17 protein-coding genes and 2 riboswitches are annotated in these 24873 nt (G+C 56.8%); all 17 genes read right to left on the bottom strand.

Annotation, left to right across the window (positions count from 1 at the left end; translation table 11 throughout):
• Positions 1–280: 280 nt before the first annotated feature.
• Positions 281–1123, bottom strand: a complete 843-nt coding sequence (locus J4772_RS25700) for an AraC family transcriptional regulator (RefSeq protein ID WP_209071968.1) — start codon at positions 1121–1123, stop codon at positions 281–283.
• Positions 1124–1533: 410 nt separating this feature from the next.
• Positions 1534–2799, bottom strand: coding sequence for a phosphoribosylamine--glycine ligase (gene purD, locus J4772_RS25705; RefSeq protein WP_209071969.1), 1266 nt, complete (start codon positions 2797–2799; stop codon positions 1534–1536).
• Between the two features lies 1 nt (position 2800).
• Complete coding sequence (locus J4772_RS25710; RefSeq protein ID WP_209071970.1) at positions 2801–3547, bottom strand: IMP cyclohydrolase; 747 nt, start codon at positions 3545–3547, stop codon at positions 2801–2803.
• Between the two features lie 93 nt (positions 3548–3640).
• Entirely contained in the window at positions 3641–4828 is a 1188-nt protein-coding gene (locus J4772_RS25715) for a phosphoribosylaminoimidazolecarboxamide formyltransferase (RefSeq protein WP_209071971.1), read from the bottom strand.
• A gap of 116 nt (positions 4829–4944) precedes the next feature.
• Complete coding sequence (purN, locus tag J4772_RS25720) at positions 4945–5586, bottom strand: phosphoribosylglycinamide formyltransferase (protein ID WP_209071972.1); 642 nt, start codon at positions 5584–5586, stop codon at positions 4945–4947.
• Positions 5583–6629 (bottom strand): phosphoribosylformylglycinamidine cyclo-ligase, encoded by a 1047-nt coding sequence (gene purM, locus J4772_RS25725; protein WP_209071973.1) that lies wholly within the window; start codon positions 6627–6629, stop codon positions 5583–5585. The genes purN and purM overlap by 4 nt, the downstream gene beginning before the upstream one ends.
• Positions 6630–6905: 276 nt before the next feature.
• Entirely contained in the window at positions 6906–8402 is a 1497-nt protein-coding gene (gene purF, locus J4772_RS25730) for an amidophosphoribosyltransferase (protein WP_209071974.1), read from the bottom strand.
• Positions 8399–10654 carry a phosphoribosylformylglycinamidine synthase subunit PurL gene (purL, locus tag J4772_RS25735; RefSeq protein WP_209071975.1) on the bottom strand — a complete coding sequence of 752 codons (2256 nt, stop codon included), beginning with the start codon at positions 10652–10654 and terminating at the stop codon, positions 8399–8401. The genes purF and purL overlap by 4 nt, the downstream gene beginning before the upstream one ends.
• On the bottom strand, positions 10632–11324 hold the full coding sequence (gene purQ / locus J4772_RS25740) for a phosphoribosylformylglycinamidine synthase subunit PurQ (RefSeq protein ID WP_116065202.1): 693 nt from the start codon (positions 11322–11324) through the stop codon (positions 10632–10634). The genes purL and purQ overlap by 23 nt, the downstream gene beginning before the upstream one ends.
• Before the next feature lie 7 nt (positions 11325–11331).
• On the bottom strand, positions 11332–11574 hold the full coding sequence (gene purS / locus J4772_RS25745) for a phosphoribosylformylglycinamidine synthase subunit PurS (RefSeq protein ID WP_116065201.1): 243 nt from the start codon (positions 11572–11574) through the stop codon (positions 11332–11334).
• A gap of 559 nt (positions 11575–12133) precedes the next feature.
• The gene (locus J4772_RS25750) at positions 12134–13015 is read right to left on the bottom strand and encodes a phosphoribosylaminoimidazolesuccinocarboxamide synthase (protein ID WP_209071976.1); all 882 of its coding nucleotides are present in this window, start codon (positions 13013–13015) and stop codon (positions 12134–12136) included.
• A 34-nt stretch (positions 13016–13049) separates the two neighbouring features.
• Entirely contained in the window at positions 13050–14345 is a 1296-nt protein-coding gene (purB, locus tag J4772_RS25755; RefSeq protein WP_209071977.1) for an adenylosuccinate lyase, read from the bottom strand.
• Positions 14346–14351: 6 nt separating this feature from the next.
• Positions 14352–15734 carry a 5-(carboxyamino)imidazole ribonucleotide synthase gene (gene purK / locus J4772_RS25760; RefSeq protein WP_247740853.1) on the bottom strand — a complete coding sequence of 461 codons (1383 nt, stop codon included), beginning with the start codon at positions 15732–15734 and terminating at the stop codon, positions 14352–14354.
• Complete coding sequence (purE, locus tag J4772_RS25765; protein WP_116065198.1) at positions 15731–16219, bottom strand: 5-(carboxyamino)imidazole ribonucleotide mutase; 489 nt, start codon at positions 16217–16219, stop codon at positions 15731–15733. The genes purK and purE overlap by 4 nt, the downstream gene beginning before the upstream one ends.
• A gap of 187 nt (positions 16220–16406) precedes the next feature.
• Positions 16407–16470, bottom strand: a riboswitch (purine riboswitch).
• 491 nt (positions 16471–16961) lie between these two features.
• Positions 16962–18533 carry an SMI1/KNR4 family protein gene (locus J4772_RS25770; RefSeq protein WP_209071978.1) on the bottom strand — a complete coding sequence of 524 codons (1572 nt, stop codon included), beginning with the start codon at positions 18531–18533 and terminating at the stop codon, positions 16962–16964.
• 119 nt (positions 18534–18652) lie between these two features.
• Complete coding sequence (locus tag J4772_RS25775; protein WP_116065196.1) at positions 18653–20002, bottom strand: NCS2 family permease; 1350 nt, start codon at positions 20000–20002, stop codon at positions 18653–18655.
• A 126-nt stretch (positions 20003–20128) separates the two neighbouring features.
• Positions 20129–20229: riboswitch (purine riboswitch) on the bottom strand.
• A gap of 258 nt (positions 20230–20487) precedes the next feature.
• The gene (locus J4772_RS25780; RefSeq protein ID WP_209071979.1) at positions 20488–24654 is read right to left on the bottom strand and encodes an S-layer homology domain-containing protein; all 4167 of its coding nucleotides are present in this window, start codon (positions 24652–24654) and stop codon (positions 20488–20490) included.
• Positions 24655–24873: the final 219 nt, after the last annotated feature.

Raw genomic sequence — 24873 nt, forward strand, 5'->3', positions numbered from 1 at the left:
ACGGTCTAACGGTCCGGGAGACCGTTAGAGGCATCGAGTGGCGAGTTTGCGGCGATCTAACGGTCCGGGAGGCCGTTAGAGGCATCGAGTGGCGAGTTTGTGGGGATCTAACGGTTCGGGAGGCCGTTAGAAGCATCGAGTGGCGAGTTTGCGGCGGTCTAGCGTTCCGAACAGAGAATTAGCCATACAGCGCAGCAAGTTTGCAACAATCTAACCCCCGGTAGAACGCCAAAGAGGCCCTTTCAGACCGCCCCCGGTCTGAAAGAGCCCCTCCGCTCCACTACTTCTGCTGATGCTGCTTGCGCCACTCAAGCGGAGTGACTCCGACGGATTTGACGAACTGCTCGTAAAATCGGCTGGAGCTCGTAAAACCCACCTCGGAGGAAATAAACTCGATCGCCTTGCCCGTCTGTCGCAGCAGCCTTTTGGCTTCCTCAATCCGCAAGTTGATAACGTATTGCTTGGGAGATACGCCGACCGCTTCCGAAAACTTCTTGCGAAGCATGCTCTCCGACAAATAATGGCGAGAGGCGATCTCGTGAATCGTAATCGGCGTATTGTAGTTTCTGTGGATTTCCTTCAGCACCTCTTGCACGATTCGCTTGTCGCTGCTCAGCTCCGCGTCTTGAGCGACGACTACGTTGCGGTGAAACAGCAGCAGCACCGTCTCGAAGGCGATTCGCATCAAATCGTAGGAATTGTCGCTGGTCTCCTCGGAATGCCATCCCCGCTCCAGACGCGACAGGCTCATCTCCGCCCAGCTTCTGTCGTCCGCGTCCAGTCGCGCGCTCCATAGCCGATGCGGCTTTTGATAGGCGTTGAGAAACAGATACTGGCAGTACGCCGGAACCTTCGCATAGAGAAAATGCACCGACAACCCCGTCCACGGCTCGGTACAGACAAAGCCATGATGAAGGCCGGAAGGAATCAGAATCAGATCTCCCTCCGATACTTTGATGTTCTGATCGTGAGCGCTGTAGTAGCCCTCTCCGCCCAATATCAAAGTCAGCTCGTCATGCTCATGCGAATGGGACATGAACAAGCCTTCTCCTTGCTCCGCCTGAAAAGTGTGCGGCTTGAAACGCTCAATGCTCGTAATAAAGCCTCTGGCCATATCGGACATGCGCCCTTCCCTTATCCGTCTTGGCGACCTGCGGAAAACCGTCCGTCAGACTCGTGATGCTCTTATATTACCATGCACTCGGAGGAAGGAGCCATAGTCCGAGCCCTTCCGCAGCAGTCTCATTTTTCCGCGCAAACGGGGAATGCTACCGAGTAACCTTGCTCGTTCCCAACCGGATCAGCGGACAAGCAACATTTTTCCTCATGAGGAGATGAGGCCATGGAAGCCTTCGTCAAATGGGTATCGTCCCACGCCTTGACCGTTCTGATTATTCTTGGCGTCATTTATGCGATCGCCTTTGTGCTGACCAACCGCAAGTCGCTGTTTTATAAAGAATAAGCCCCCGGCGGGCAAGCCCGCTAAAAAAGCAGGCTGTCCCCTACCGGAGGCTCAGTTAGCGAGCAAGATCTTTACACAAGCGCCTTGGCCGCAATGTCCGTGCGATTTTGTTTGCCTTCGAATGTGATGCCGGCTGCAGCCGCATACGCATTGGCCCGCGCCTCTGCGATACCCGCGCCGCGTCCGACAACGCCCAATACTCGGCCGCCGTTCGTCACGATTTGACCGTCCTTCAGCGCAGTTCCCGCATGGAACACAAGCGCTCCGGGTACGGTTACGCTGTCCAAACCGTCGATCGGGAATCCTTTGGGATAAGACCCCGGATAGCCGCCGGAAGCGAGCACGACGCAGACCGCCGCCTCGTCGCTCCAGCGAATGTCGATAGCCGCCAATGTGCCGTCAATCGAAGCCAGGAAAATTTCCAGCAAATCCGTCTCCAACCGAGGCAGAACAACCTGCGTCTCGGGATCGCCGAAACGGGCGTTGAATTCGATCGTTTTCGGACCGTCCTTCGTAATCATCAAGCCAGCGAACAGAACGCCGCGGAACGGACGGCCTTCCGATACCATCGCGCGAGCCGTCGGTTTAATGATGTTCTCGATCGCGTCCTCGATAATCGCCGAATCGATATGCGGAAGCGGAGAATACGTGCCCATGCCGCCGGTATTCGGTCCTTTGTCGTTGTCGAACACCTGCTTATGGTCTTGCGCAGGCGACATTGCCCGCACCGTCTCTCCGTCCACAAACGCGAGAATCGACATTTCCTGGCCTTCAAGGAACTCCTCGATAACAACCTTGTCGCCGGCCGAGCCGAACGACTTGCTCACCATCGTCTCCTCCAGCGCCTTGTCCGCTTCCTCGCGCGTGAAGCATACCGTTACGCCCTTTCCTGCCGCCAGCCCGTCCGCTTTGATGACGATCGGAACCGACTGCTGAGCCAAATACGCCTTAGCCGACTCGTAGTCGGTGAACGTCTCGTATTTCGCGGTCGGAATGCTGTACTTGCGCAGCAGGTCTTTCATGAAAATTTTGCTACCTTCGATTTCGGCCGCGTTTTTGCGCGGACCGTACACCGGAATCGCCGCCGCCTCAAACTCATCCACGATGCCCGCTGCCAGCGGATCGTCCGGACCGACGACGACCAGATCGATCGCCTGCTCTTTGGCAAAACCGACAAGACGGGCAAATTCCATCTCCCCAATCTCGACGTTCTCCGCCAATTGGGCGATTCCGGCGTTGCCTGGAGCGCAGAAAATTTTCTCGACTTTGGGACTCTTCTTGAGCGCCCAGACGATCGCGTGCTCGCGTCCGCCGCGTCCGATCACCAGAATGCGCACCTTAAGCCCCTCCTTCGGAATCCTTGTTGACGACCTTCAGAGTCACTTCGCCGTCGGAGATACGGATCGTTTTCACGAGCAAGGAAATTTTGTTGTCCTCGTTCAGCAGGTTCCAGTAAAATTGCGCCGTCTCCTGCTCGTCGTCGAACAGCGGAGCAAGCTGCGGCTCTCCAGCGAAGGAAGGCAGCGGATTGCCGTCCCCGACATACGTCGAGATGAAATGTCCGTATCCTGCGAGCGCCTTTTCATAGTGGAAGAATTGGCGTTTCGTCTGGGACTCGTCGTTCTCGTTCGTCTTGAGGATCGATAGCTTGTAGGCGTTCAGCTTGTCGTTCAAGTCGACGATGCCCGAGATACGAGGCGTAAAATTCGGCGGGTCCGGCTCGTACGTACGCTGCGACAATGCATCCTCGAAGCGACCTCCATTGCGAAGCGCCTCCCAGATCGTGTCCGTCTGGTCGCCGTTGGTGACGATATGTGCGCCGCCCTCATGACGAAGCGGATAGTAAATAATAAGCGACGGATCGGACAGCTTGGCCGGATCGCGCGCTTCCGTACGCAGAAACCCGTTCTCCTCCGGCACGAAAATCCGATTGCGGCTGTTCTCGCTTCTGCCCATGATCCAGTACACCTGTACAAACCGCGATGCGTCAGGCGTCAATCCGATAATGATTCCGCGGCCCGGATAAGCGTTCGTCTTCAACTGCTGCACGGTGCGATCCGCCAGCTCTTGCCATTTTGCAGACATTGTCGTCGTCCCTTCCTCTTCAAATAAAGGTTCAAAAAGTCCGATTTTCAGCACCTCTTCGTGATCAAAATTGGACTTTTTGAACTACCTCTTTTAGTGATGGAATAGGCGTACGCCCGAATATACCATTACCATATTATAGTCGTTCGCAGCTTGCACCACTTCTTCGTCGCGCAGCGACTTGCCGGCTTGGATGACGTATTTGACGCCGCTCCGGCTGGCCCGGTCGAGATTGTCGCGGAAAGGAAGGAAAGCGTCGGAGCCGTAAGAAACGCCTTGCAGACCGTTCAACCATTCGCGCTTCTCTTCGCGCGTCAGTCGGGTTGGTACAACCTCGAAGCAGCTTTCCCATGCCGCTTGCTCGATTGGCGTGACTTCGTCCTCCAGCCACAGGTCGATCGCATTGTTCTGTTCGGCGCGAGCCAGACCTTCGCGGAACTTCATGTTCAGTGCGGCCGGATGCTGACGAAGATACCAGCGGTCTGCCTTGTCCCCGGCAAGACGGGTACAGTGAATACGGGATTGCTGGCCTGCGCCGATGCCGATCGTCTGGCCGTCCAGCGTGTAGCAGATGGAGTTGGATTGCGTGTATTTGAGCGTAATGAGCGCCACAAGCATGTCGCGCTTGGCGCTGTCCGGAATTTCCTTATTCGCGGTAATGACGTTCGCGAGGTCAAACACGGAAGCATCCGGCACGGCGCTGTTGCGCTCCTGTTGAAACTTCATGCCGAATAGCGTACGAGTCTCGATCGCTTCCGGCACATATTCCGGATCGATCTGGAGAATCAGATACTTGCCGCCCTTCTTCTGCTTCAGAATATCGAGCGCTTCAGGCGTGTAGCCGGGAGCTACGACCAGGTCGGACACTTCGCGCTTGAGCAGCGTCGCCGTAGATGCATCCACGACATCGCTCAATGCGGCCGCGTCTCCGAAGGAGGACATGCGATCGGCTCCGCGCGCGCGGGCGTAAGCGATTGCGAGCTCCGACAGCCCTTCCGCCTCGACAAAATAAGCTTTAGCCAGTTCAGGCGACAGCGGCGCATAGACGGCCGCGCCCGCAGGGCTGACGTGCTTGAAGGATGCGGCTGCCGGAAGTCCGGTCGCCTGACGAAGCTCGCGCACGAGTTGGAACGCGTTCAGCGCGTCCAGCAGATTGATGAAGCCCGGGTCCCCGTTCAGTACGGTCAGCGGCAGCGGTTGGCCGTCGGCGCTGAATAGCTTCGCTTCTTTCTGATGCGGGTTCATGCCATAGCGTAAAGCAATTTCGTGATTCTCGCTCATGGATTGTTTTCGTCCTCTCGTGTTTTGCTTCGTTGCCTATATAAGTGTTGAACCAATGAAGGTGAAGTCCATATCATTCCGAAAAGAATGGCTTTGCCGACTTCAAACTGCCTGAGTTAACCGAGACGAATACTCACTTTCCGATCGTTTAACGTCACGCGGCCCTCCGCAATCCAGCGAACCGTCTGCGGCAGCAGTTCATGCTCGATCGCATGCACGCGCTCCCCCAACGAATCCTCCGTATCTTCGTCCCGCACCTCGACCGCTTTTTGCGCGATAATCGGGCCTGTATCCATCCCACCGTCGACAAAATGCACCGTAACGCCGGTCAGCTTAACGCCGTATTCCAAAGCCTGACGAACCGACCGCACTCCTGGAAAAGAGGGCAGAAGCGCCGGGTGAATATTGATCATCCGTCCGTAAAAAGGCTCCACCAGCGTCGCAGTGACCAACCTCATATAACCCGCCAGCACGATCAATTCGACGCCTTCGGCGCGAAGACGGTCGATGATCTCCGCTTCATAGGCTTCCCTTGTCTCATACGACTTCGGGTTGAACAGATGAGTCGGCACGCCAAGCGACTCCGCCCGCTGTACGACTCTCGCCCCCGGCTTATCGCAGACGAGGAGCGATACGGTCGCAGGAATGCCCTGTCCCCGTATCGCTTCGACGAGTGCCTGAAAATTGCTTCCGCTTCCGGAAGCGAACACGGCTATTTTTAACGGCTGCTGCGCTTTCGCTTGGTCAACCGAGGTCATGGCAGCTCAACGCCGTCGAAGGTTACGATTTTGGAGCCTTCCGTCACCGTTCCGATGCGGTAAGCTTGCTCGCCCTGCTCCTTCGCGATCGCCAGCGCCTGCTCGGCTTGCTCCGCAGGCACGACCAGCACCATGCCGACGCCCATGTTAAACGTCGTAAACATGTCGCGGTCGGTAATGTTGCCCACACGCTGCATCAGTTGGAAGATCGGAAGCACCGGCCAAGAACCCTGATTAATGTCCACGTTAACGCCTTCCGGCAGCACGCGCGGAATATTTTCGATGAAGCCGCCGCCCGTGATGTGGGCCATTCCTTTAATTTTAACGGATTCGAGCAATTTAAGAATTTGCTTCACGTAAATGCGCGTCGGCTCGATCAGCACATCGCCCAGCGTAGAGCCGCCCAGCTCTTCCGGCTTGTCCGTCAGCGCATAGCCCTGCTGCTCCAGCAGCAGACGGCGAACGAGCGAAAAGCCGTTCGAGTGAATGCCGCTCGACGCCAATCCGATGACTGCGTCTCCCGCTTGAATCGTGGAGCCGTCGATTGCCTTCGGACGATCTACGATACCCACTGTGAAGCCAGCGATATCGTATTCGCCGTCGGAGTACATGCCTGGCATCTCAGCCGTCTCGCCGCCGATCAGCGCGCAGCCGGCTTGCTCGCAACCGTCGGCTACGCCTTTAACGATGGCCTCGATTTTCTCGGGAACGACTTTGTCGCAAGCGAGATAATCGAGGAAAAAAAGCGGCTCCGCACCGGTAACGATAACGTCGTTAACGCACATGGCCACCGCGTCGATGCCGATCGTATCGTGCTTGTCCATCGCGAACGCCAGCTTCAGCTTCGTGCCGACGCCGTCCGTACCGCTAACGAGCACCGGCTCCTCATACTTCTCTTTGTTCAGGCTGAACAATCCGCCGAACCCGCCAAGACCGGTCAGCACTTCCGGACGGAACGTTTTCTTAACGTGCTTCTTCATCCGCTCGACCGCTTCGTTGCCTGCCGCAATATCGACCCCGGCCTGTTTGTACGCCTCCGACAATGATTTCAGCTCCCTTAATCGTTGTAAACTCTCACACGTACACCTATACGCATACACGAATACGCGCCTCTGTACCTGACTCGCTCATAAAACACACTAACTCTTTATAATTTCGGAGCGAATAAGCCCGCGAGACGGCCTTATTCCCGCTTCCCCAACCGTCGGAGAACCGAATAAGTCCCTGCCGCACCCTTATTCCCGCTTCCCCGACACCGGTGGAGCGAATAAGTCCCTGCCGCACCCTTATTCCGCCCAGCCGCCTCCCCCCGCCGCAAATCAATCGCAGCTGCAAGAAGTCAGCTTAGCATCCTCGAACCTGACCGGAGTCGGGTAATCGTTATTGAAGCAAGCCATGCACAAGCCGTTGGCGTATTCGTCCGGGTAGATGCCGACGGCGTCGCGCAGCCCTCTTTCCGTCAGGAAGTAGAGCGAGTCCGCGTTGATCGCCTGGCGAATCTCCTCGACCGACTTGCTGGAGGCGATCAGATCCGCCGGATTCGGCGTATCGATGCCGTAGTAGCAAGGGTTCATAAACGGCGGAGAAGTAATCCGCACATGTACCTCAAGCGCCCCGGCTTCGCGAAGCATGTTGACGATCCGCAGCGAGGTCGTGCCCCGCACGATCGAATCGTCGATCATGACGACGCGTTTGCCTTCCACGACTTTGCGGACGGCGGACAGCTTCATCTTAACGCCCTTTTCGCGCAGCTCCTGCGAAGGCTGGATAAACGTCCGTCCGGTATATTTGTTTTTGATCAAGCCCAGCTCGTAAGGAATGCCCGTCTGCTCCGCATAACCGATCGCCGCCGAAATACTCGAATCCGGCACCCCGGTCACAATGTCAGCATCGACAAAAGACTCCTGAGCCAAAATCTGCCCCATCCGCTTCCGCGTCGAGTGCAGGTTAGCCCCGTAGATGTCGCTGTCCGGACGAGCGAAGTAAATGTACTCCATCGAGCACATCGCCCGCCGCTCCATCGGAGCAAAACGATCCTCCCGAAGCCCGTCCTTATCCAGAACAAGCAGTTCCCCCGGCTGAACGTCGCGGACGAACTCGGCTCCGATCGTCTCCAGCGCGCACGACTCGGAGGAGAAAATATAAGCTTCCCCTAGCCGCCCCATCACCATCGGACGAAGCCCTTGCGGATCGCACGCCGCGATCAGGTAGTCCTTCGTTTGAATCAGGAATGCGAAGCCCCCGATCAACCGCAGGAACGCATCCTTAACCGCTTCAACCAAATCCTTGGAGGACCGCGCAATCAAATGCGCAATAACCTCCGTATCGCTCGTCGTCTGAAAAATCGATCCCGATTCCTCAAGCTCCTTGCGAATAATCGGCTCGTTGACCAAATTTCCGTTCGTACAGACCGCCAGATCGCCGCCGCGATATTTGAACACAAGCGGTTGAGCGTTCCCCAGGTGGCTGGAACCGGAGGTGGAATAACGAACGTGACCGATTGCCTGTTTGCCCTTCAGAGATTCGAGACGGTCGCGGTCAAACACTTCCTTGACCAGTCCCATCCCCCGATGATAGTGGAACGTGCCGTCATCCGACGTGCAGATGCCGCAGCTCTCTTCGCCTCGGTGCTGCAGCGCATGCAGACCGTAATAGGAAAGGTTGGCCGCGTCGGGATGACCGAACACCCCGAACACGCCGCACTCTTCCTTCACTTTGTCGAAAATGGATTCCTTGCTGCCGTTGCCCTCGTTGTAATAATCCCCGGTCCAGAGCCGCGTCACTTCTGTTCCCCCGTTCGCAACGCTAGATGTCATGCGTTCTTACCGCTCATATGGTTTGGAATCGCCTGCGACCATGCCGCGCGCAGTTCCGCAACAGCAGCGTCGATGGCGACATGCCCGCCAACGCTCACCTTCAACCGATCGCCGCCAACTGTACCCAGACGCTGAACCGGCACGCCAGCAGCCTTCAAGAATGCCGCCAGACCTTCCGCCTTCTCGGCGCCCGCCGTCAGCAAAATCCGCGACTGCGATTCGCTGAACAAAGCCAAGTCCGGACGCAAATTCGTCTCGAACGTTACATCCGCGCCCAAGCCGCGGCCGAAGCCCGCTTCCGCCAGCGCAGCCGCGAGACCGCCTTCGGACAAGTCGTGCGCCGAAGCGACCAGACCGTCGCGAATGGCGCCAAGCACCGTTTGCTGCAGCTTCTTCTCCGTCGCCAGATCCAGCTCCGGTGGACGGCCTTCCGTTACGCCGTGAACCGCGTATTGGAACTCGCTGCCGCCGATTTCCGCCTTCGTCTCGCCAAGCAAGAAGATAACGTCGCCATCCGCTTTAAACTCTTGCGTCGTAATATGATCAACATCGTGTACGAGACCAACCATGCCGACAACCGGCGTTGGGTAGATCGCTCCGCGCGTATTTTCGTTGTACAACGATACGTTACCGCCGATAACCGGCGTGTCCAGGAAGCGGCAAGCTTCCGCCATGCCGTCGACCGCCTTCTCCATCTGCCAGAACACTTCCGGCTTCTCCGGACTGCCGAAGTTCAGGTTATCCGTAATCGCCAGCGGCTCAGCGCCGGAGCAGACGATATTCCGTCCCGCTTCCGCAACCGCGATGCGTCCGCCGACTTCCGGATCGAGATACACATAACGTCCGTTACAGTCCGTCGTCATCGCCAAGCCTTTGCGCGTGCCGCGAATTGTCACGACAGCCGCATCCGAACCTGGACGAACCGCCGTTTCCGTACGCACCATGTAGTCGTATTGGTTGTAGACCCACTCTTTGCTCGCCAACGACGGCGAACCGAGCACCTTCAGCAAAGCATCGTTCAAATCCAGCACTTGCTCGTAACGATTCGTGTCTACCGAACCATTTTTCAAATAGTATTCTGGAACCGCAGACGGCTTCTCATACACCGGGCAGTCGTCAACGAGCGCCTTAACCGGCATATCGCCAACCAGTTCGCCTTTGTGGAACAGCTTCAGACGGCCGTCGTCGGACACTTTGCCGACCTTCGCGCAATGCAGTCCCCAACGAGCAAAAATCCCCTTAGCCTGCTCCTCATGCTGAGGCTCGCAAACAAACAGCATCCGCTCCTGCGACTCGGACAGCATCATTTCATAAGCTGTCATGCCTTCCTCACGCTGCGGCACTTCATCCAAGTACAGCTCCATGCCGTTGCCCGCTTTGCTCGCCATCTCCGCGCTGGAGCAAGTGAGTCCCGCCGCGCCCATATCTTGAATGCCAAGCACGATGCCGGAATCGATCAGCTCCAAAGTCGCTTCCATAACAAGCTTCTCCATGAACGGATCGCCGACTTGAACCGCCGAACGCTTCGCTTCCGACTCCGCCGTCAAATCCTCGGACGCGAAAGTCGCGCCATGGATACCGTCGCGGCCCGTAGCCGGTCCGACGTAGAACACCGGGTTGCCGATGCCTTTGGCGACGCCGCGTTGAATTTTATCGTGATCGATCAGCCCGACGCACATGGCGTTAACGAGCGGATTGCCTTCATATGCTTCGTCGAACATGATCTCGCCCGCAACCGTCGGAATGCCGATACAGTTGCCGTAGCCCGCGATGCCGCTGACAACGTGCTCGAACAGGTAGCGCACGCGCTCATTTTCCAGACGGCCGAACCGCAACGAGTTCAACAGCGCAACCGGACGCGCCCCCATCGAGAAAATATCGCGAATAATGCCGCCCACGCCCGTCGCCGCGCCTTGGTACGGCTCTACTGCGGACGGGTGGTTGTGCGATTCGATTTTGAACACGACTGCTTGGTTGTCTCCGATGTCGACGATACCCGCGCCTTCGCCCGGTCCCATCAGAACGCGCGGCCCCGAAGTCGGGAATCTGCGCAGCAGCGGCTTGGAGTTTTTGTACGCGCAGTGCTCGGACCACATAACGCTAAAAACACCAATCTCCGTATAGTTAGGCTGACGCCCCATAAATTCGCAGATCAGCTCGTATTCTTTTTCCGACACGCCGAATTGCTTGTAGATTTTCTGCTCCGCGATCTGCAGGGCTGTTGGTTCCTTAGCGGATACTTGCTGCGCCATGACGTTCCCTCCAAGCGTTTAATACTGACTTAAACATCCGCGCGCCGTCGGCGGACCCGAGAATTTCCTTAACCGCCCGCTCCGGGTGCGGCATCATGCCCACAATATTGCCCGCTTCGTTGCACACGCCAGCGATATCGTCCACCGAGCCGTTCGGGTTGTCGCCCGCATAGCGGAAAACGATCTGATCGTTCGCCTTCAACTGCGCCAACGCCGCATCGTCCACATAATAGCTGCCTTCGCCGTGAGCGATCGGAATCTGGATAACCTCGCCCTGCGCGTAGTCGTTCGTAAAGCCGGTTTTGTTGTTCTCGACAACGAGACCGACCTGATGACAGCGGAATTTCAACGAATTGTTGCGAATGAGCGCTCCCGGCAGGAGGCCCGCTTCGGTCAGAATCTGGAACCCGTTGCAGATACCGAGAATAAACTTGCCTTGCTCGGCCGCCTTCTTCACTTCGGCCATGACCGGAGCGAATTGTGCGATGGCGCCGCAACGCAGATAGTCCCCGTAGGAGAAACCGCCCGGCACGAGAATCGCATCATAGTCCGACAGATCGGTCGCTGTGTGGAACACGTAATCGACTTGCTCGCCTACCGTATCCTCTACCGCCTTGTAGCAGTCAATGTCACAGTTGGAACCCGGAAATACCAGTACCGCGAATTTCATGAGCGCCTCAGCCCTCCAATTCGAAACGATAGTCTTCGACAACCGTGTTCGCCAGCAGCTTTTCGCACATCACCTTAAGCTTTTCTTCCGCTTGCGCGCGATCGTTCGTATCCAGCTCAAGCTCCAAATACTTGCCAATTCTCACCTTGCCTACTTCGCCGAATCCGAGCGTATGCAGCGCGCCTTGCACCGCGTTCCCTTGCGGGTCGAGCACGTTTTCCTTAATCGTCACGTATACCTTTGCTTTCATGGGGAGGTTCCTCCTGATTTGTAGGTTGGTGGATGGTTTCATCTATAAGAACGTCTAGCGTGTGAAAAAGTAAATCCTCGTGCAGATATGACCAGCTAGATCCATTTGGGTGATACGTTACTCGTGGCGAGACTTTAGCGCCGACCCTTCCGGTCTGACAGACCGTTACACGCTCCCGCCAGCTACTTTCGCCGACCCTTCCGGTCTGACAGACCGTTACGCGCTCCCGCCAGCCACTTTCGCCGACTCTTACGGTCTGACAGACCGTTACACACTCCCGCCGACCACTTTTGTCGACTCTTACGGTCTGACAGACCGCTACATGCTTCCGCCAACCACTTTGGCCGGCTCTTACGGTCTGACAGACCGTTACACGCTTCCGCCGACCACTTTCGCCGACTCTAACGGTCCCACAGACCGTTACACGCTCTCGCCGACCACTTTGGCCGTCTCTAACGGTCTGACAGACCGTTACGCGCTCCCGCCGACCACTTTTGTCGGCTCTAACGGTCCCACAGACCGTTACGAGCTCCCGAGCCTGCGCCGATGCGAGCTACTACTACTCCGTCAGCCTGCGAGCGATGTCGCGGTAACGATCCGTCGTCGCCGCGACGACTTCGGCAGGCAGCGCTGGAGGCGGGCTGTTCTTGTCCCAATCCGATCCGGCCAAGTAGGCGCGAACCGGCTCCTTGTCCATGCTGTCGATCTCGACGTCCAGCTTGTAGTTCTCCTCCGCCCAGAAGCGCGAGGAGTCCGGCGTAAACAGCTCATCGATGAGGATGATCTCCCCGTCGATCAGGCCGAACTCAAACTTGCAGTCGGCGAGGATAATTCCCCGCTTGGCGCAATAGTCGCGGCCGAACTCGTACAGCTTCAGGCTGCGCTCACGCAAAGCCTCCGCCAGCTCCGCACCGACGCGGCGAGCCATCTCCTCGAACGGGATGTCCTCGTCGTGGCCGACGTCGTTTTTGCCGGCGGGCGTGAAGATCGGCTGCTCCAGCTTCGAGTTCTTGTGCAGCCCTTCCGGCAGCTTAATTCCGTTGACCTCGCCGGAAGATTGATACTGTCGCCAGCCGCCGCCCGTAATGTAGCCGCGAACGACGCACTCGATGTCGACGCGCTGCGCCTTGCGGCTAACCATGATCCGTCCGGCCAACTTGTCCGGCTCGGTCACGATGTCGCCCAGCAGCGCTACGTCCGTATGCACGACATGGTTCGGCTGAAAACCAGCCGTTTGCTCGAACCAGTGCGCGCTCAGCCCGTTCAGGACACTGCCTTTTCCGGGAACCGGAGGGTCCAGCACATAGTCGAACGCCGAGATGCGGTCCGTTACTACAATTAATAAGTGCTCGCCGAGATCGTACAGCTCCCGGACCTTGCCTTTGTGAATCAGCGGGGCGTTCACGAGCCCTTCGGCCGTCGCCAAAGCTTGGGTAGTCATTGCTGCCTCCTAGCGGCGCATGCTAGCGCGCGTATTATTTCAACCCTAACCGGTCGAAAATCGTATCCACATGCTTCAGATGCCAAGTCGGATCGAAGCAATCGGCAATTTCCTCAGCAGACAGAACGTCGGTAATTTCCTTCGTCGACTGCACGATATCGCGGAAATCGCGCTGTTCCTCCCAAGCCTGCATCGCGCGCGGCTGCACCGTGTCGTACGCCTGCTCGCGGGCGAAGCCTTTGTCGATCAGCTTCGTCATGACGCGGCCGGAGAACGGCACGTTGTACGTGCGGGTCATGTTGCGCTTCATGTTTTCCGGGAACACCGTCAAGTTCTTCACGATGTTGCCAAAACGGTTCAGCATGTAGTTCAGCAGCATCGTCGCATCCGGCAGGATAACGCGCTCGGCCGAGGAGTGCGAAATGTCGCGTTCATGCCACAGCGGCACGTTCTCGTAGGCGGTCAGCATGTGGCCGCGAATGACGCGGGACAAGCCGCTCATGTTCTCGCAGCCGATCGGGTTGCGCTTGTGCGGCATCGCCGACGAGCCTTTTTGCCCTTTGCCGAACGGCTCTTCGACTTCGCGGAACTCGCTCTTCTGCAAGCCGCGGATTTCCGTCGCGAACTTGTCGATCGACGTGGCGATCAGCGCCAACGTCGCCATATATTCCGCATGACGGTCGCGCTGCAGCGTCTGCGTCGAGATCGGCGCAGCTTGGATACCGAGCTTCTTGCATACGAACCCTTCCACCGCAGGATCGATGTTGGCGTACGTGCCGACCGCGCCGGACATTTTGCCAAACTCGACGCCCGCGGCCGCATGCTCAAACCGCTCCAGGTTGCGCTTCATTTCCTCGTGCCACAGCGCCAGCTTCAAGCCGAAAGTCGTCGGCTCGGCATGAACGCCGTGCGTACGGCCCATCATCGGAGTGTTCTTATATTGAATAGCCTGATCGCGAAGGATGGCGATAAAGTTCTGAATATCTTTGCGCAAAATTTCATTCGCCTGACGAAGCAGGTAGCCCATCGCCGTATCGACGACGTCCGTCGAAGTGAGGCCGTAGTGCACCCATTTGCGTTCCGCTCCGAGACTTTCGGATACGGCGCGCGTAAAGGCGATCACGTCATGGCGGGTTTCCAGCTCGATCTGGTAAATGCGGTCGATGTCGAACTTGGCGTTTTTGCGCAGCTCGACCGTGTCTTCATGAGGAATGTGTCCCAGTTCGGCCCATGCCTCGCAGGCGCACAGCTCGACTTCCAACCACGCTTGGAACTTGTTTTGTTCCGTCCAGATCGCCCGCATCTCGGGCCGGCTATAACGTTCTAACATGTGTAATTAAACCCTCCATATTTTCGATTGAGCAATCCATTCCAGCGCCGCGTCCACATTCGGAGCAAGCACGTTCAGATGGCCCATCTTGCGCTTATGTTTGGCTTCCGCCTTGCCGTACAGGTGAACCTTGACCTCGACGCCCAGCTTCTCGGCCGCCGCATCCTTCTCGCCCATCCATTCCAGTAACGGCTCCATATGCTCGCCGAGAATGTTCGCCATGACGACCGGCGTCAGCAGCGACGGATCGCCGAGCGGCAGATCGCAGATCGCCCGAACATGCTGTTCGAACTGCGACGTGCGGCAGGCTTCCATCGTATAGTGACCGGAGTTGTGCGGTCTTGGCGCCAGTTCGTTGACGTACAATTCGCCGTCCGCCGTAAGGAACATTTCAACGGCGATCAGACCAACCGCACCCAGCGTCTCCGCGATCGAAACCGCGAGCTTCTCGGCCTCCGCACGAACCTTGTCCGAAATGCGCGCCGGAACGATGGATAGATGCAATATATTATGAACGTGGATATTTTCCGCAGGCGGGAACGTCTTCACTTCTCCCGAAGGGCTTCTCGCCGCGATCACGGAAATTTCCTTATCGAAAACAATAAACTTCTCCAGCACGAGCTGCGTACCGGCCCGACTCGCCTCTTCCCAAGCCGTCGCCAGCTCGTCCTCGCTGCGCAGCACCCACTGGCCTTTGCCGTCGTAGCCGCCGGTCGCGGTTTTCAGCACCGCCGGGAGTCCCAGCCGAGCCGCCGCTTCCTGCAACCCGGCCAGGCTCTCGATCTCGGCATAAGGCGCAACCTGCGCCCCCGCCGCTTCGACCGCATGTTTCTCGCGCAGCCGATGCTGCGTCGTGTACAGCAGCTTGCTGCCTTGCGGCACGTACGATTCGCGCTCCAGCATTTCCGCTACGCCGGCGTCGACGTTCTCGAACTCGTACGTGATCACGTCGGAGCGCTGCGCCAATTCCCGCGCCGCCTCCCGATCGTCGTACGCCGCCACGATCTGCGCCGCCGTCTGTCCGCACGGGCTGTCCGGCGTCGGGTCGAGCGTCACGAAGCGGTAGCCGAGCCGATTGCCCGCATGAGCGAGCATCCGTCCAAGCTGTCCGCCGCCGAGCACGCCGACCGTTGCACCGGGCAGAATCGCACGCCGCGCCGATACTGTCTCAGCCTTCGGCCCCGCTTCCGCACCAGCCTTCACGTCAGCCTCCGAACCTGCCGACACTGACGCCCCCTGCTCGCTCGCCTCGGCCATCTCCGCCGATGCAGCCTGGCCGTCCGTTCCCGCATCCCCGGCACCTGGAATCGCACAGCCAAACTCATCGCAAGCCGCGCCTTCGCCCTCGAACAGGTTGACAAGCTTGTTCACGTTATCCCCTCCGCTCATGAAGGCAGCTCCGCATTGTCCAGCACGTCCTGCGTAATGCGCTCGCGCCTTGCGGCGACACGCGCCTGAACCTCTGGATCGAACGAGCCGATGAATTGCGCCGCGAGCAAGCCCGCGTTCGTCGCGCCGGCCGCGCCGATCGCCACCGTCGCGACTGGAATGCCCCCCGGCATCTGCACGATCGAAAGCAACGAATCCAGCCCGTTCAATGCTTTCGATTGAACGGGCACTCCGATAACGGGCAGGACGGTTTTGGCCGCGACCATACCCGGCAGATGAGCGGCGCCGCCGGCGCCGGCAATAATAACCTTCAGACCGCGTTCCACCGCGGTTTCCGCATATTCGAACATCAAATCCGGCGTCCGATGCGCGGAGACGACTTTTTTCTCGTACGGAATGTTTAACTCCTCAAGTATCTCGCACGCCTTCTTCATCGTTTCCCAATCCGACGTACTTCCCATGATGACGCCGACAAGTGACGACATGATTCCACCCTTCCCCGGTTGCGTTCTGTTCTTTTCCGCCATAAATGAAAAAAAGACCGATGGGAACATCAACAGTATTCCCCAATCGACCTACGTTCTCCACTTTCGACACGATCACCCGTAGCGACAAGACAAAGCCCGAACCTTGATGGGGTTCGCGCTTCTATTTTATGCCACCTGCGACTGCCGCGTAGTCCGAAAATTAGGGTTTTCGGGTAGAGACGTTCGGGCCGATTCCCGACATATACGCGCTTGGCGCCTTGCCTGTCGAAAGGCAAGCCATTTTGCTTATTTACGCTTCTAAGTTTACCTTAGAGCACGGGGGACTGTCAAACAAAGACGAACGCTTTCATTGATAAAGATTATTAATGTTCGGTTTTTCACGCAATCGATTTCGATATAGCCGCGGCGCTGAAGCAACTTTTTCTGGACGGTGCAGGCAAGGATTAGCGTAAACGACTTGTTAGTCTAAGGCGGAAAAGCCGCTTTAAAAGTTCTGCCGCACTATTTCGAGGGCGAATAGAGCGGGTTTCCCGCTTTAATTCCGCAAAATGACTCATTTTGAAAAGATAAGTCTGATTTTCCTGCTTAAATCGATCATTTTCACCCTTTTTGTCGGATTAAGATGGGCTTTCCGTTTTAAATTTTCAATGGATTTTATCCTTTCTGAATTTCCGAGAAAAGGTCCCCCGCATCCCGGCGGAGCGTGAAGACCTTCCTCCCTGAAGTCAATCGATTCGAATTAACGCGACGATTCGCGGGCGCTATCCAAGTACCGATGCCAGATTGAAGACTCTTCGTCGGTCATTTTGCCGTTCATTGTCGAAAAGTCGATATAACGCTCCGAATGCTTTGTCAGCAGAGCGAATTGCGGGAAGGAAACCGACGCCCGCTTCAGCGAGGCCGACTTCGCCACCTTCTCCAAACCGCCGATTTCGGGGCCGCCTTGCAGCTCCAAACTATGCAGGTTTGGCAACTCGCCGAGAGCCGATGCGTCCTGTACCGACGAATCCGCGATCGTGACCTTCCGGAGCTTGCGGCAATTGCGCAAGAAATCAAGACTCTTTAAGCTGACCTCGTCCAAGTGAAGAGCTTCCAGCTTACTCAGCTGTCCTAATGCCTCCAGCTCGCTTTCGGCTCCGGCACCCAGTCGAGTGATCGTCAGCTCCTTAAGCTGCCTAAGCTCGGCCAGCTCGCGGACCTGCTCCGCATCCGGGTCGCTGACTTTCAAAGCGCGCAGACTTGCGAGCTGCCGCAGCGGAGAGTAATCGCGAACCGGCGTTAGCTGAACATCTAGCGACTGCAGGCCGGTCATCGCGCTTAACGGGGATAGATCGGCAACGGCGGACTCGAGCAGAATCAGCTCCTTCAAGTGCGCAAGACCTTGCAAGGGACGGAGATCCGTAACGGGATTGCCGCCCAGATACAGAGTCTTCAGCTGCGTACAGCCGCTTAATGGCGCAATGGAGCTAATTTCGTTCCTGCTTAGAACGAGCTCTCTTACTTCCTTGCAGCGGCCTAGAGGAGAAATATCGGTCAGCCCCTCGCGGATAAACATCAGCCTTTTTGCCCCGAAAAATTTTTCCGGCGTACCTCCATTGTTCGCGACCCGGGTTTGCCACTCCGAATCGAGCCCGCTCATCCATTCCGCGGCGTCCGTTTCCGATGTCTTGGAATGGACCGGTTCGAGCACTGGGAGCTCCTGCGAGCGAATCGTGTCGAACAGATGCGTGCCGCTATCGCGTCCCAATGTCCAATGACGGTATTCGTCCTCTTCATGTACAGTATAATTGCCTGCTTTGGCCGTATCGTGAATAAATTGCAGCCAGTGCGAGAGATTACGGGCAATGACGTATTTGATTTCTTCGTCGCGGCCGAAATTGATGATCTGCCCCGCTGTTCCTTCCCGGTCCGGGTCTATGTCGACACCTAAATTGTTGCCGCCCCAATCTTTGCTGATCGGCAGCCACCCGCGATTGATATACTGCTCTTTAATCCAGCCTGCGGGAACGGAGTAATGCTCCGATTCCAGCCCCTCCATCTGTTCCTCTAAATCCGCCCAGATTCTCCACTCCGCCATCATTCCATCTAGTGGAAGAAACGGCAGGCCGAAAAACAGACCGGGGCCATCTTCTTTTTCTCCATTATGAGTCAGATAGAGCTCCCACAGCTCCGTAGGCAAGGAAAATCCGAGCTCTTCCTCAGCCTTGTGAAGCTCATCTTCGGAAGCCGGCGGATTCAGCGAATGGCCCAGCTCGGGAAGCTCGTCCCGCAGCAGCTCGGCGATCTCTTGCAATGTTTGCTTTATTTTCATCCTCTCATCTCCCGTCTAATCTACGCATATCCATAGTAAAACCCCGCCCCACCTCCGTCAATTCGGAAGTGAAGCGGGGTTGATTTATGCCATGAGCCCGCGAAGGCTCATAAACGCGATTATTCTCCGCCTACGAATACGTAGCGCGCGATAACGATGAAGAACAGCACCCACATGAGCCAGTGGATTTTGTGCTTTTTGTCGCCGGCCAGATTGGCAACGAACGCCAGCAGCACGTAAGAAACGATACCGAACGAAATCCCGTTAGCGATATTGTACGTGAACGGCATGATCGTAACCGTCAAGAACGCCGGAATACCGATGACAAGATCCGTAAAGTCGATTTCTTTAACCGATTGCACCATGAGCACGCCAACGATGATCAGAGCCGCGCTTGTAGCCGGTCCCGGAATTAGCAGCGCCAGCGGCAAAAGGAACAGTGCAAGCAGGAAGCATGCGCCCGTCGTAACTGCTGTCAGACCGGAGCGTCCGCCTTCGGCGATCCCCGCAGAGCTTTCTACGTAAGCCGTTACCGTACTTGTGCCGAGCATCGCACCGCCGCTGACTGCAAGAGAGTCCACGAACATCGCTTTGCCGACTTTTTTGTTGCCTTCTTCTTTATTTTTGAAAAATCCGGCTCTGTTGGCCGTACCGACCAAGGTTCCGAATGTATCAAACAATTCTACGAACGTGAAGGTAGCGATCGCCGTCAGCAAGCCCGTCGTAAACAGATCGGCGAAATCCATATGCCAGAAGTTCAGCTCGCCGAAGTTCGGAGTCCAGCTTGCTTCCTTCAATGTATTAAAGTGAACAAGGTCAACGCCCGGAAGAGCGCCAAGCAACGTAATAACCAACATACCGATCAGAATCGCGCCTTTAACGCGCAGTACCATCAGCAGGGCGATAATGCCCAGGCCCACGATGGTCAGCCACACCGTAGGATCCTTCAGATGTCCCATCGTCAACAGCGTTCCGCCATCTTCGAACGTAATGATCGACATCAGGCCGCTGTTTTTCATGCCTACGATCGCGATAAACAAACCGATACCAACCGTAATCGCATGCTTCAGCGCATCCGGAATGGCCACGACCAGAATCTGTCGAACCTGCGTTACCGTTAGGATGAAGAAAATAATCCCCGAAATAAATACGGCCGCCAAGCCCATCTCCGCCGTAATCTCGTGACCGGTCGCCTTGGAGGTGATGACCGTTGTCGCGAAGAAGGCGTTCAGGCCCATCCCCGGAGCGAGCGCAACCGGAAAGTTAACGAACAAGCCCATTGCGATCGTAAAAATACCAGCCGCCAACGCGGTTGCCAGGAATACGGACTCGAAAGACAGTCCCGCTCCCGATAAAATGCCTGGGTTAACGACTAGAATGTAAGCCATCGTCATGAAGGTCGTAATCCCTGCCATGATCTCCGTGCGTACGTTCGTTCCCAGTTCCTTCAGCTTAAAGAAACTTTCCATGTTCCCATAAACTCTCCCTTCAAAATTTGAATGAATTGGAACTAAACCAAACATAAAAAACCCAGAAGACTTCTCCTCTAGGTTCCGCACAACCGGGAAAATCATTCCGATAGGCGCAATCGCCCCTCGGTCTGCTTCCCTTTTCGTAGACAGATCATTTGCGGTGACCTCGTAGAGACTCCCGGGCCGATTCCCGGGATTATACGAAAAGATTATTCAGTTGTTGCTTGTCCATCACATATTCTAGGTCGAAAGCCCTTCGATGTCAACGATTATTTACGTATATTCAGTGCTAGTAAGCGGATGTAATGTTCGGAAATTGCTTTCTTGTCTAGTGGGAACCTTGTCGAAACATCTATTGAAAGCGAAAACAAAGCATATGGTGGATGGAAAATACAACAATCGCCCCGGGCTGCGGCCCGAAGCGACTGCGATCTATCGATTGTGCGAGGGGGTTTCGATTGTGATTGTGACTGCGATTGCGGTTACGGTCGCGATTCGAGCAGCGCCACGATCAGCTTCGCCGACTCCGCGCGGGTTCCGCCTGCCAGCGGGCGAAACTTGCCGTTCCCGCTGCCGTTCACCAGCCCCAGCTCGTGCGCTTTGGCTACCGCTTCCTTCGCCCACGCTTGAGCTCCGCTCATGTCGGAGAACGTATTGCCTCCGCTTGCTTTCTGCACAGTCGTGCCATGCAGAATCTCATACGCTCTGACGATCATAGCCGCCATTTCCTGACGGGAAATGCCCGCATTCGGCCGGAAGGCGCTGCCTGAAGAGCCGTTCACCAATCCCGCTTCCTTCGCGGCGGCTATCGCTTCCGCATACCAAGTCCTTTGAGCCACGTCCGCGAAGCCAGCCGGGCTCGAAGCTTGCAGCCCCAGCTCGCGGACAAGCATCGCGGTGAATTCGGCGCGCGTCACTTCGCGATTCGGCGCGAATCGCTCTCCGTCGATTCCGTTGACGCTGCGACTGGCTGCCAGCTGCGCGACATACTCGTATGCCCAGTGACCGGACGGCAGATCCGCATAGCTCATTTTGTAGTCAAGCAGCATATAGGTGCGACCTGGGACGAGATCGACTTCCGTTCCGTTAGCCGTTCTCTTGCCCTTCACGTACGTCGCCGTTCCATCGGCGGCAATCTCGTACACGCCTGTCAGCTTGTTCTTCGTTCCCGCGGGAATCGTCAGCGTCGCATTCGCAGCTCCGTTCTTATGCGCCCGCTTACCGTCTGTATCAACCGAGGACAGGCTGATCCGGAAGGCTCCGCCGACCCGCTCCAACGCCGCTTTCTCCTTCTGCTGCGCCTGACGTACGCGCTCGGCCGACTTCGTCGCATCGTCCACGACGACTTCAAGCGCCAGCAGATCGCCATTCCCAAGTCCCGCAGCCGCCGACCGCAATTGCGCCGGGGACAGCTTCAGAACCAGGGAGCCTCCCAACGTCAGCTCCAGCCCTCCGGTTTTAAGCGCGTCTCCCGCATTCGCCGGAAGCCGTACCTCTCCGCCCGCTCCGGTTAGGTCAACAGTCAGCTTGCCTGCAGATTGCGTTTGAGCCCATTCGGCCTCGGTCACAGAACGAATCGGCAAGCCCGACTCGTTGACGGACGTTTCCGGCTGCGGATTCGGTTTCGCGCCGCCGGATGGACCTCCCGTAAACGGGGTGCCCGGGGAAGGAGTGCTTGGGGACGAGTCCTTCTTCACGATCGTATGGTCGTCCACGAGATCCCCATTATCCGTACGGGCTTGAATCTGTATCCGATCTTGACCGATCTCGATGGCGGAGTATACCGCAACGTTGTCGTCGAATACAAAATCGAGATAATCGTATTTCGTTCCGTCGTAGAACTTCCAGCCCGACGCTCCGCCGTCCAAGTAAAGCGTGCCTCTTTCTCCGTTTTTAAGCGGCTGGCCCTGCTTCATCGGATACGTGCGAGCATAGACGTGATCGTGCCCGACGAGCACAAGGTCGACTCCCTGCTTTTCAAGAATCGGAGCGAAATAGGTTTGCGTGTATTCGATCAGCTTGTCCCGTCCCGCCTCGGTATGGTAAGCAGGCCGATGGAACATCGCGACCTTCCACTTTTTCTTGCTCTTGGCCAGATCCGCTTCCAGCCATTCCGCCTGCTTGATCATATTTTCCTCGGTCGCCTCGGAATTGAGCACGACAAAGTGCGCGTTCCCCGTATCGAACGAATAAGCGTATTTCTTCTGCGTGTCCGGACCGTTGTCCGGGAAGCCGGTTCCTCTGGTGAAAACGTCCTTGCCTTCGCTCTTCACGTCATGATTGCCGATCGCCTGGGCCGAAGGTACGGAAGTGGCGTAGATCGAGGAAGCCTCCCAGAATCGGTTCCATTCGTTCAACGCGCCGCCATTGTCCACGATGTCGCCGCCGTGCATGACGAATCGGGTATTCGGATAATTTTCGAAAACGTTGCCCATCAGCCTCTGATAGATTTCAAGACCGTTGTCTTCCTTCGTATGCGAATCGGTGACGAACACGAACGACACAGGCGTATTCTGGCCGGACGGAGCCGTACTGTAGCCGTACCAATCGCTCCAATGTCCTTCATAGCCGACGCGATAGTAATACTTCGTATTCGGCTGCAGACCGGAGACGAGCGCTTGGTGGAAACGAATCTCTCCTTTAGGCCCATTTTCCGTTTGGCTGAGCAATTGGAGCACGGAATTCGCTGCGGCCGCAGTAGCATGGCCCTCAGCCAATTCCGGATTGCCTTGCGGAAGCTCGCTTTCCTTCACGTACTGAATATAATTTTGCGGAACGGAAGGAGCCGTCTGCCAGGCAACGCTAAGCTTCGTCGCCATGTCCTCGCTCACATAGGTCTGGACGTATAGCGGTCGTTCCGGCCCGAATTGAGGGACGACGGCAAATGTTAGGCGCTCGCTTAATCCGTTGTCTTTGACCGCCTGAAGGAACCATACGCCCTTAGCCAGCGTCGCCAGTTTCGTACGAACTTGGCCTAGCGCGTCTGTCAACCCGATTCCTTGTGCAAGATCTTCTTGCTGAACGTCGCCAGACGGAATCCAGCCCATTCCGCTGCCGTCGGGCAGGAACGCTTGGACGAACCCGGATGTTGCGCCTACAGTAGCGAGCAGTTGACGGCCTTGTCCCAGCTCCAGCTTAACCGCCGAAGACGAGTCTGCGTTTGTGTACACCTTCGATTGAGGAGCGGTTACGGCGACGTAGGTTTGCGGACCGTTCGGGTCCGTGAACTCAATCCGCGCACCTTGAACTGGCGCGCCGTTGCCGTCCTTCACCGTAAAGACGCTTTCCGTCCCGAGCGACGTTCCGTTTGCTTCCAATTGGTAAGCGAAGCCGAGGCCGTAGCGGATCGGAGCGGCGAAGGAAGGAATAGAAACGTCGCCCGCATAGCCTAAGCCGCCTTCGATCATTCGCACGCTCTTATACGTTTCTCCGCGTTCCATCTTGGCGTTCCGGTTCACTTCGAATTCGATGTTGGCCAGCGGTGCGGCGGAAACTCCGTTCAGCCCTGCGGCGCTGAATTTTACGCTGCCTCCCACATTATCGATGTCGGTGTGCACGCCGATCAGATCTGCGAGTTCTGCGACATTGCGCGCTTGCAACGTCGCGGGATCGAACTGGATCGTCGCATAAACGCTTTCCGCTACGCTGATGTCCTGAGCCTGCAACAGGACATGAAACGGCACTCCGCTCTTCGCTTCCGCGGGAGCCGTCATGGCCAGGCGCTCGCCGTGCTCGACTCGGAACGTATATTCGATTCGCGCAGGGTTGCCCGCCAAGTCGCGCGCCTCGGCAACGGCTTCATGGTAACCCCCGCTCATCGCCGCGCCTGGCGAGAACACGGCAACGCCGTTCTCGAAAGCGGACGGCGCAAAAGGTCGGCCGTCAATCGTCAGACGCAAAGACGCCGGATCGATACCGGTTCCGAAGTCGGACGCGGCCAGCGAAATTTCCGATATCGGCGCGTTCACCGTCTGATCGGGAGTTGGATAAACGGCGGCAAGAGTCGGCACCGTCGTATCCTCGTCCACAGGATCGTAGATCAGCCGAATATCGTCGACCCAGATCGAGCCTTTATTTTTCTTGTTAATGTCTCTCTGCTTCATCTGTAGAAACAGCTCCAGCACGATCGGGGCCGGCTTTCCCTGCTCGATGTCGACTTCGAGATAACGCCACCCCGTCCAGTCGATGCCAACGCTCTCGTCGGCGTAATGTTCCATTTCGAATGAACTGCTGTTTCCGTCGCGGAACTTGGTCGTAAGCAGATGGCCGTCCTTGTTGGCGTATACCCACATGCCGATTTTTTGCGGATAGCCTTGAATCGGCATCGTGTAAGGGACGGCGCCAATCGAGATTTGCGACGGGTTGTCCTCGATCCCGATCATGTCATAATCAATTCGCGCGGAATAAGCGCCGTTGCGCACGTATTTCGGGTTCGATTCGAGCGACAGACTGCCGTCGAACACCCGTTTTTTCTCCAACCGGACATTACCCAAACCGTTCTCGAAATCCTCCAGCATAACGACACCCGACGGGGCCGCATAAGCCGTATCCGCTCCGATAACGGCTTGCGGCACATACGGCGCAAGCACCGTCAGCGACAGCATAACGGCGAATAATTTGTTTATTAGGCGACGACCTTGAGACTTCACGTACCTTCACGCTCCTCTGATTATCCAAAGCTGATGATTACAGTGGACAAACCACCATTTACCATAGTAGCGCCGCTTTGTCACCGCCGAATCACCCCCATGTAAAGCGCACGTTTATTTCGTTACCGCCCATAGGGCGTGTATGCATACACCGAGGATAGTAGATTTGGCCGAATTTTCGTTCCATGCAAGGAACTTTTGTGAAGGCGTAACGGGGTG

Origin of the sequence: Cohnella sp. LGH (assembly GCF_017671885.1) — a bacterium.
GTDB lineage: Bacteria > Bacillota > Bacilli > Paenibacillales > Paenibacillaceae > Cohnella > Cohnella phaseoli.

Coding starts and splice junctions, on each gene's coding strand:
- J4772_RS25700 (WP_209071968.1), bottom strand. CDS start 1,123: ATGTCCGATATGGCCAGAGGCTTTATTACGAGCATTGAGCGTTTCAAG.
- J4772_RS25710 (WP_209071970.1), bottom strand. CDS start 3,547: ATGTCTGCAAAATGGCAAGAGCTGGCGGATCGCACCGTGCAGCAGTTG.
- J4772_RS25715 (WP_209071971.1), bottom strand. CDS start 4,828: ATGAGCGAGAATCACGAAATTGCTTTACGCTATGGCATGAACCCGCAT.
- purN (WP_209071972.1), bottom strand. CDS start 5,586: ATGACCTCGGTTGACCAAGCGAAAGCGCAGCAGCCGTTAAAAATAGCC.
- purF (WP_209071974.1), bottom strand. CDS start 8,402: ATGACATCTAGCGTTGCGAACGGGGGAACAGAAGTGACGCGGCTCTGG.
- purL (WP_209071975.1), bottom strand. CDS start 10,654: ATGGCGCAGCAAGTATCCGCTAAGGAACCAACAGCCCTGCAGATCGCG.
- purQ (WP_116065202.1), bottom strand. CDS start 11,324: ATGAAATTCGCGGTACTGGTATTTCCGGGTTCCAACTGTGACATTGAC.
- purS (WP_116065201.1), bottom strand. CDS start 11,574: ATGAAAGCAAAGGTATACGTGACGATTAAGGAAAACGTGCTCGACCCG.
- J4772_RS25750 (WP_209071976.1), bottom strand. CDS start 13,015: ATGACTACCCAAGCTTTGGCGACGGCCGAAGGGCTCGTGAACGCCCCG.
- purB (WP_209071977.1), bottom strand. CDS start 14,345: ATGTTAGAACGTTATAGCCGGCCCGAGATGCGGGCGATCTGGACGGAA.
- purK (WP_247740853.1), bottom strand. CDS start 15,734: ATGAGCGGAGGGGATAACGTGAACAAGCTTGTCAACCTGTTCGAGGGC.
- purE (WP_116065198.1), bottom strand. CDS start 16,219: ATGTCGTCACTTGTCGGCGTCATCATGGGAAGTACGTCGGATTGGGAA.
- J4772_RS25770 (WP_209071978.1), bottom strand. CDS start 18,533: ATGAAAATAAAGCAAACATTGCAAGAGATCGCCGAGCTGCTGCGGGAC.
- J4772_RS25775 (WP_116065196.1), bottom strand. CDS start 20,002: ATGGAAAGTTTCTTTAAGCTGAAGGAACTGGGAACGAACGTACGCACG.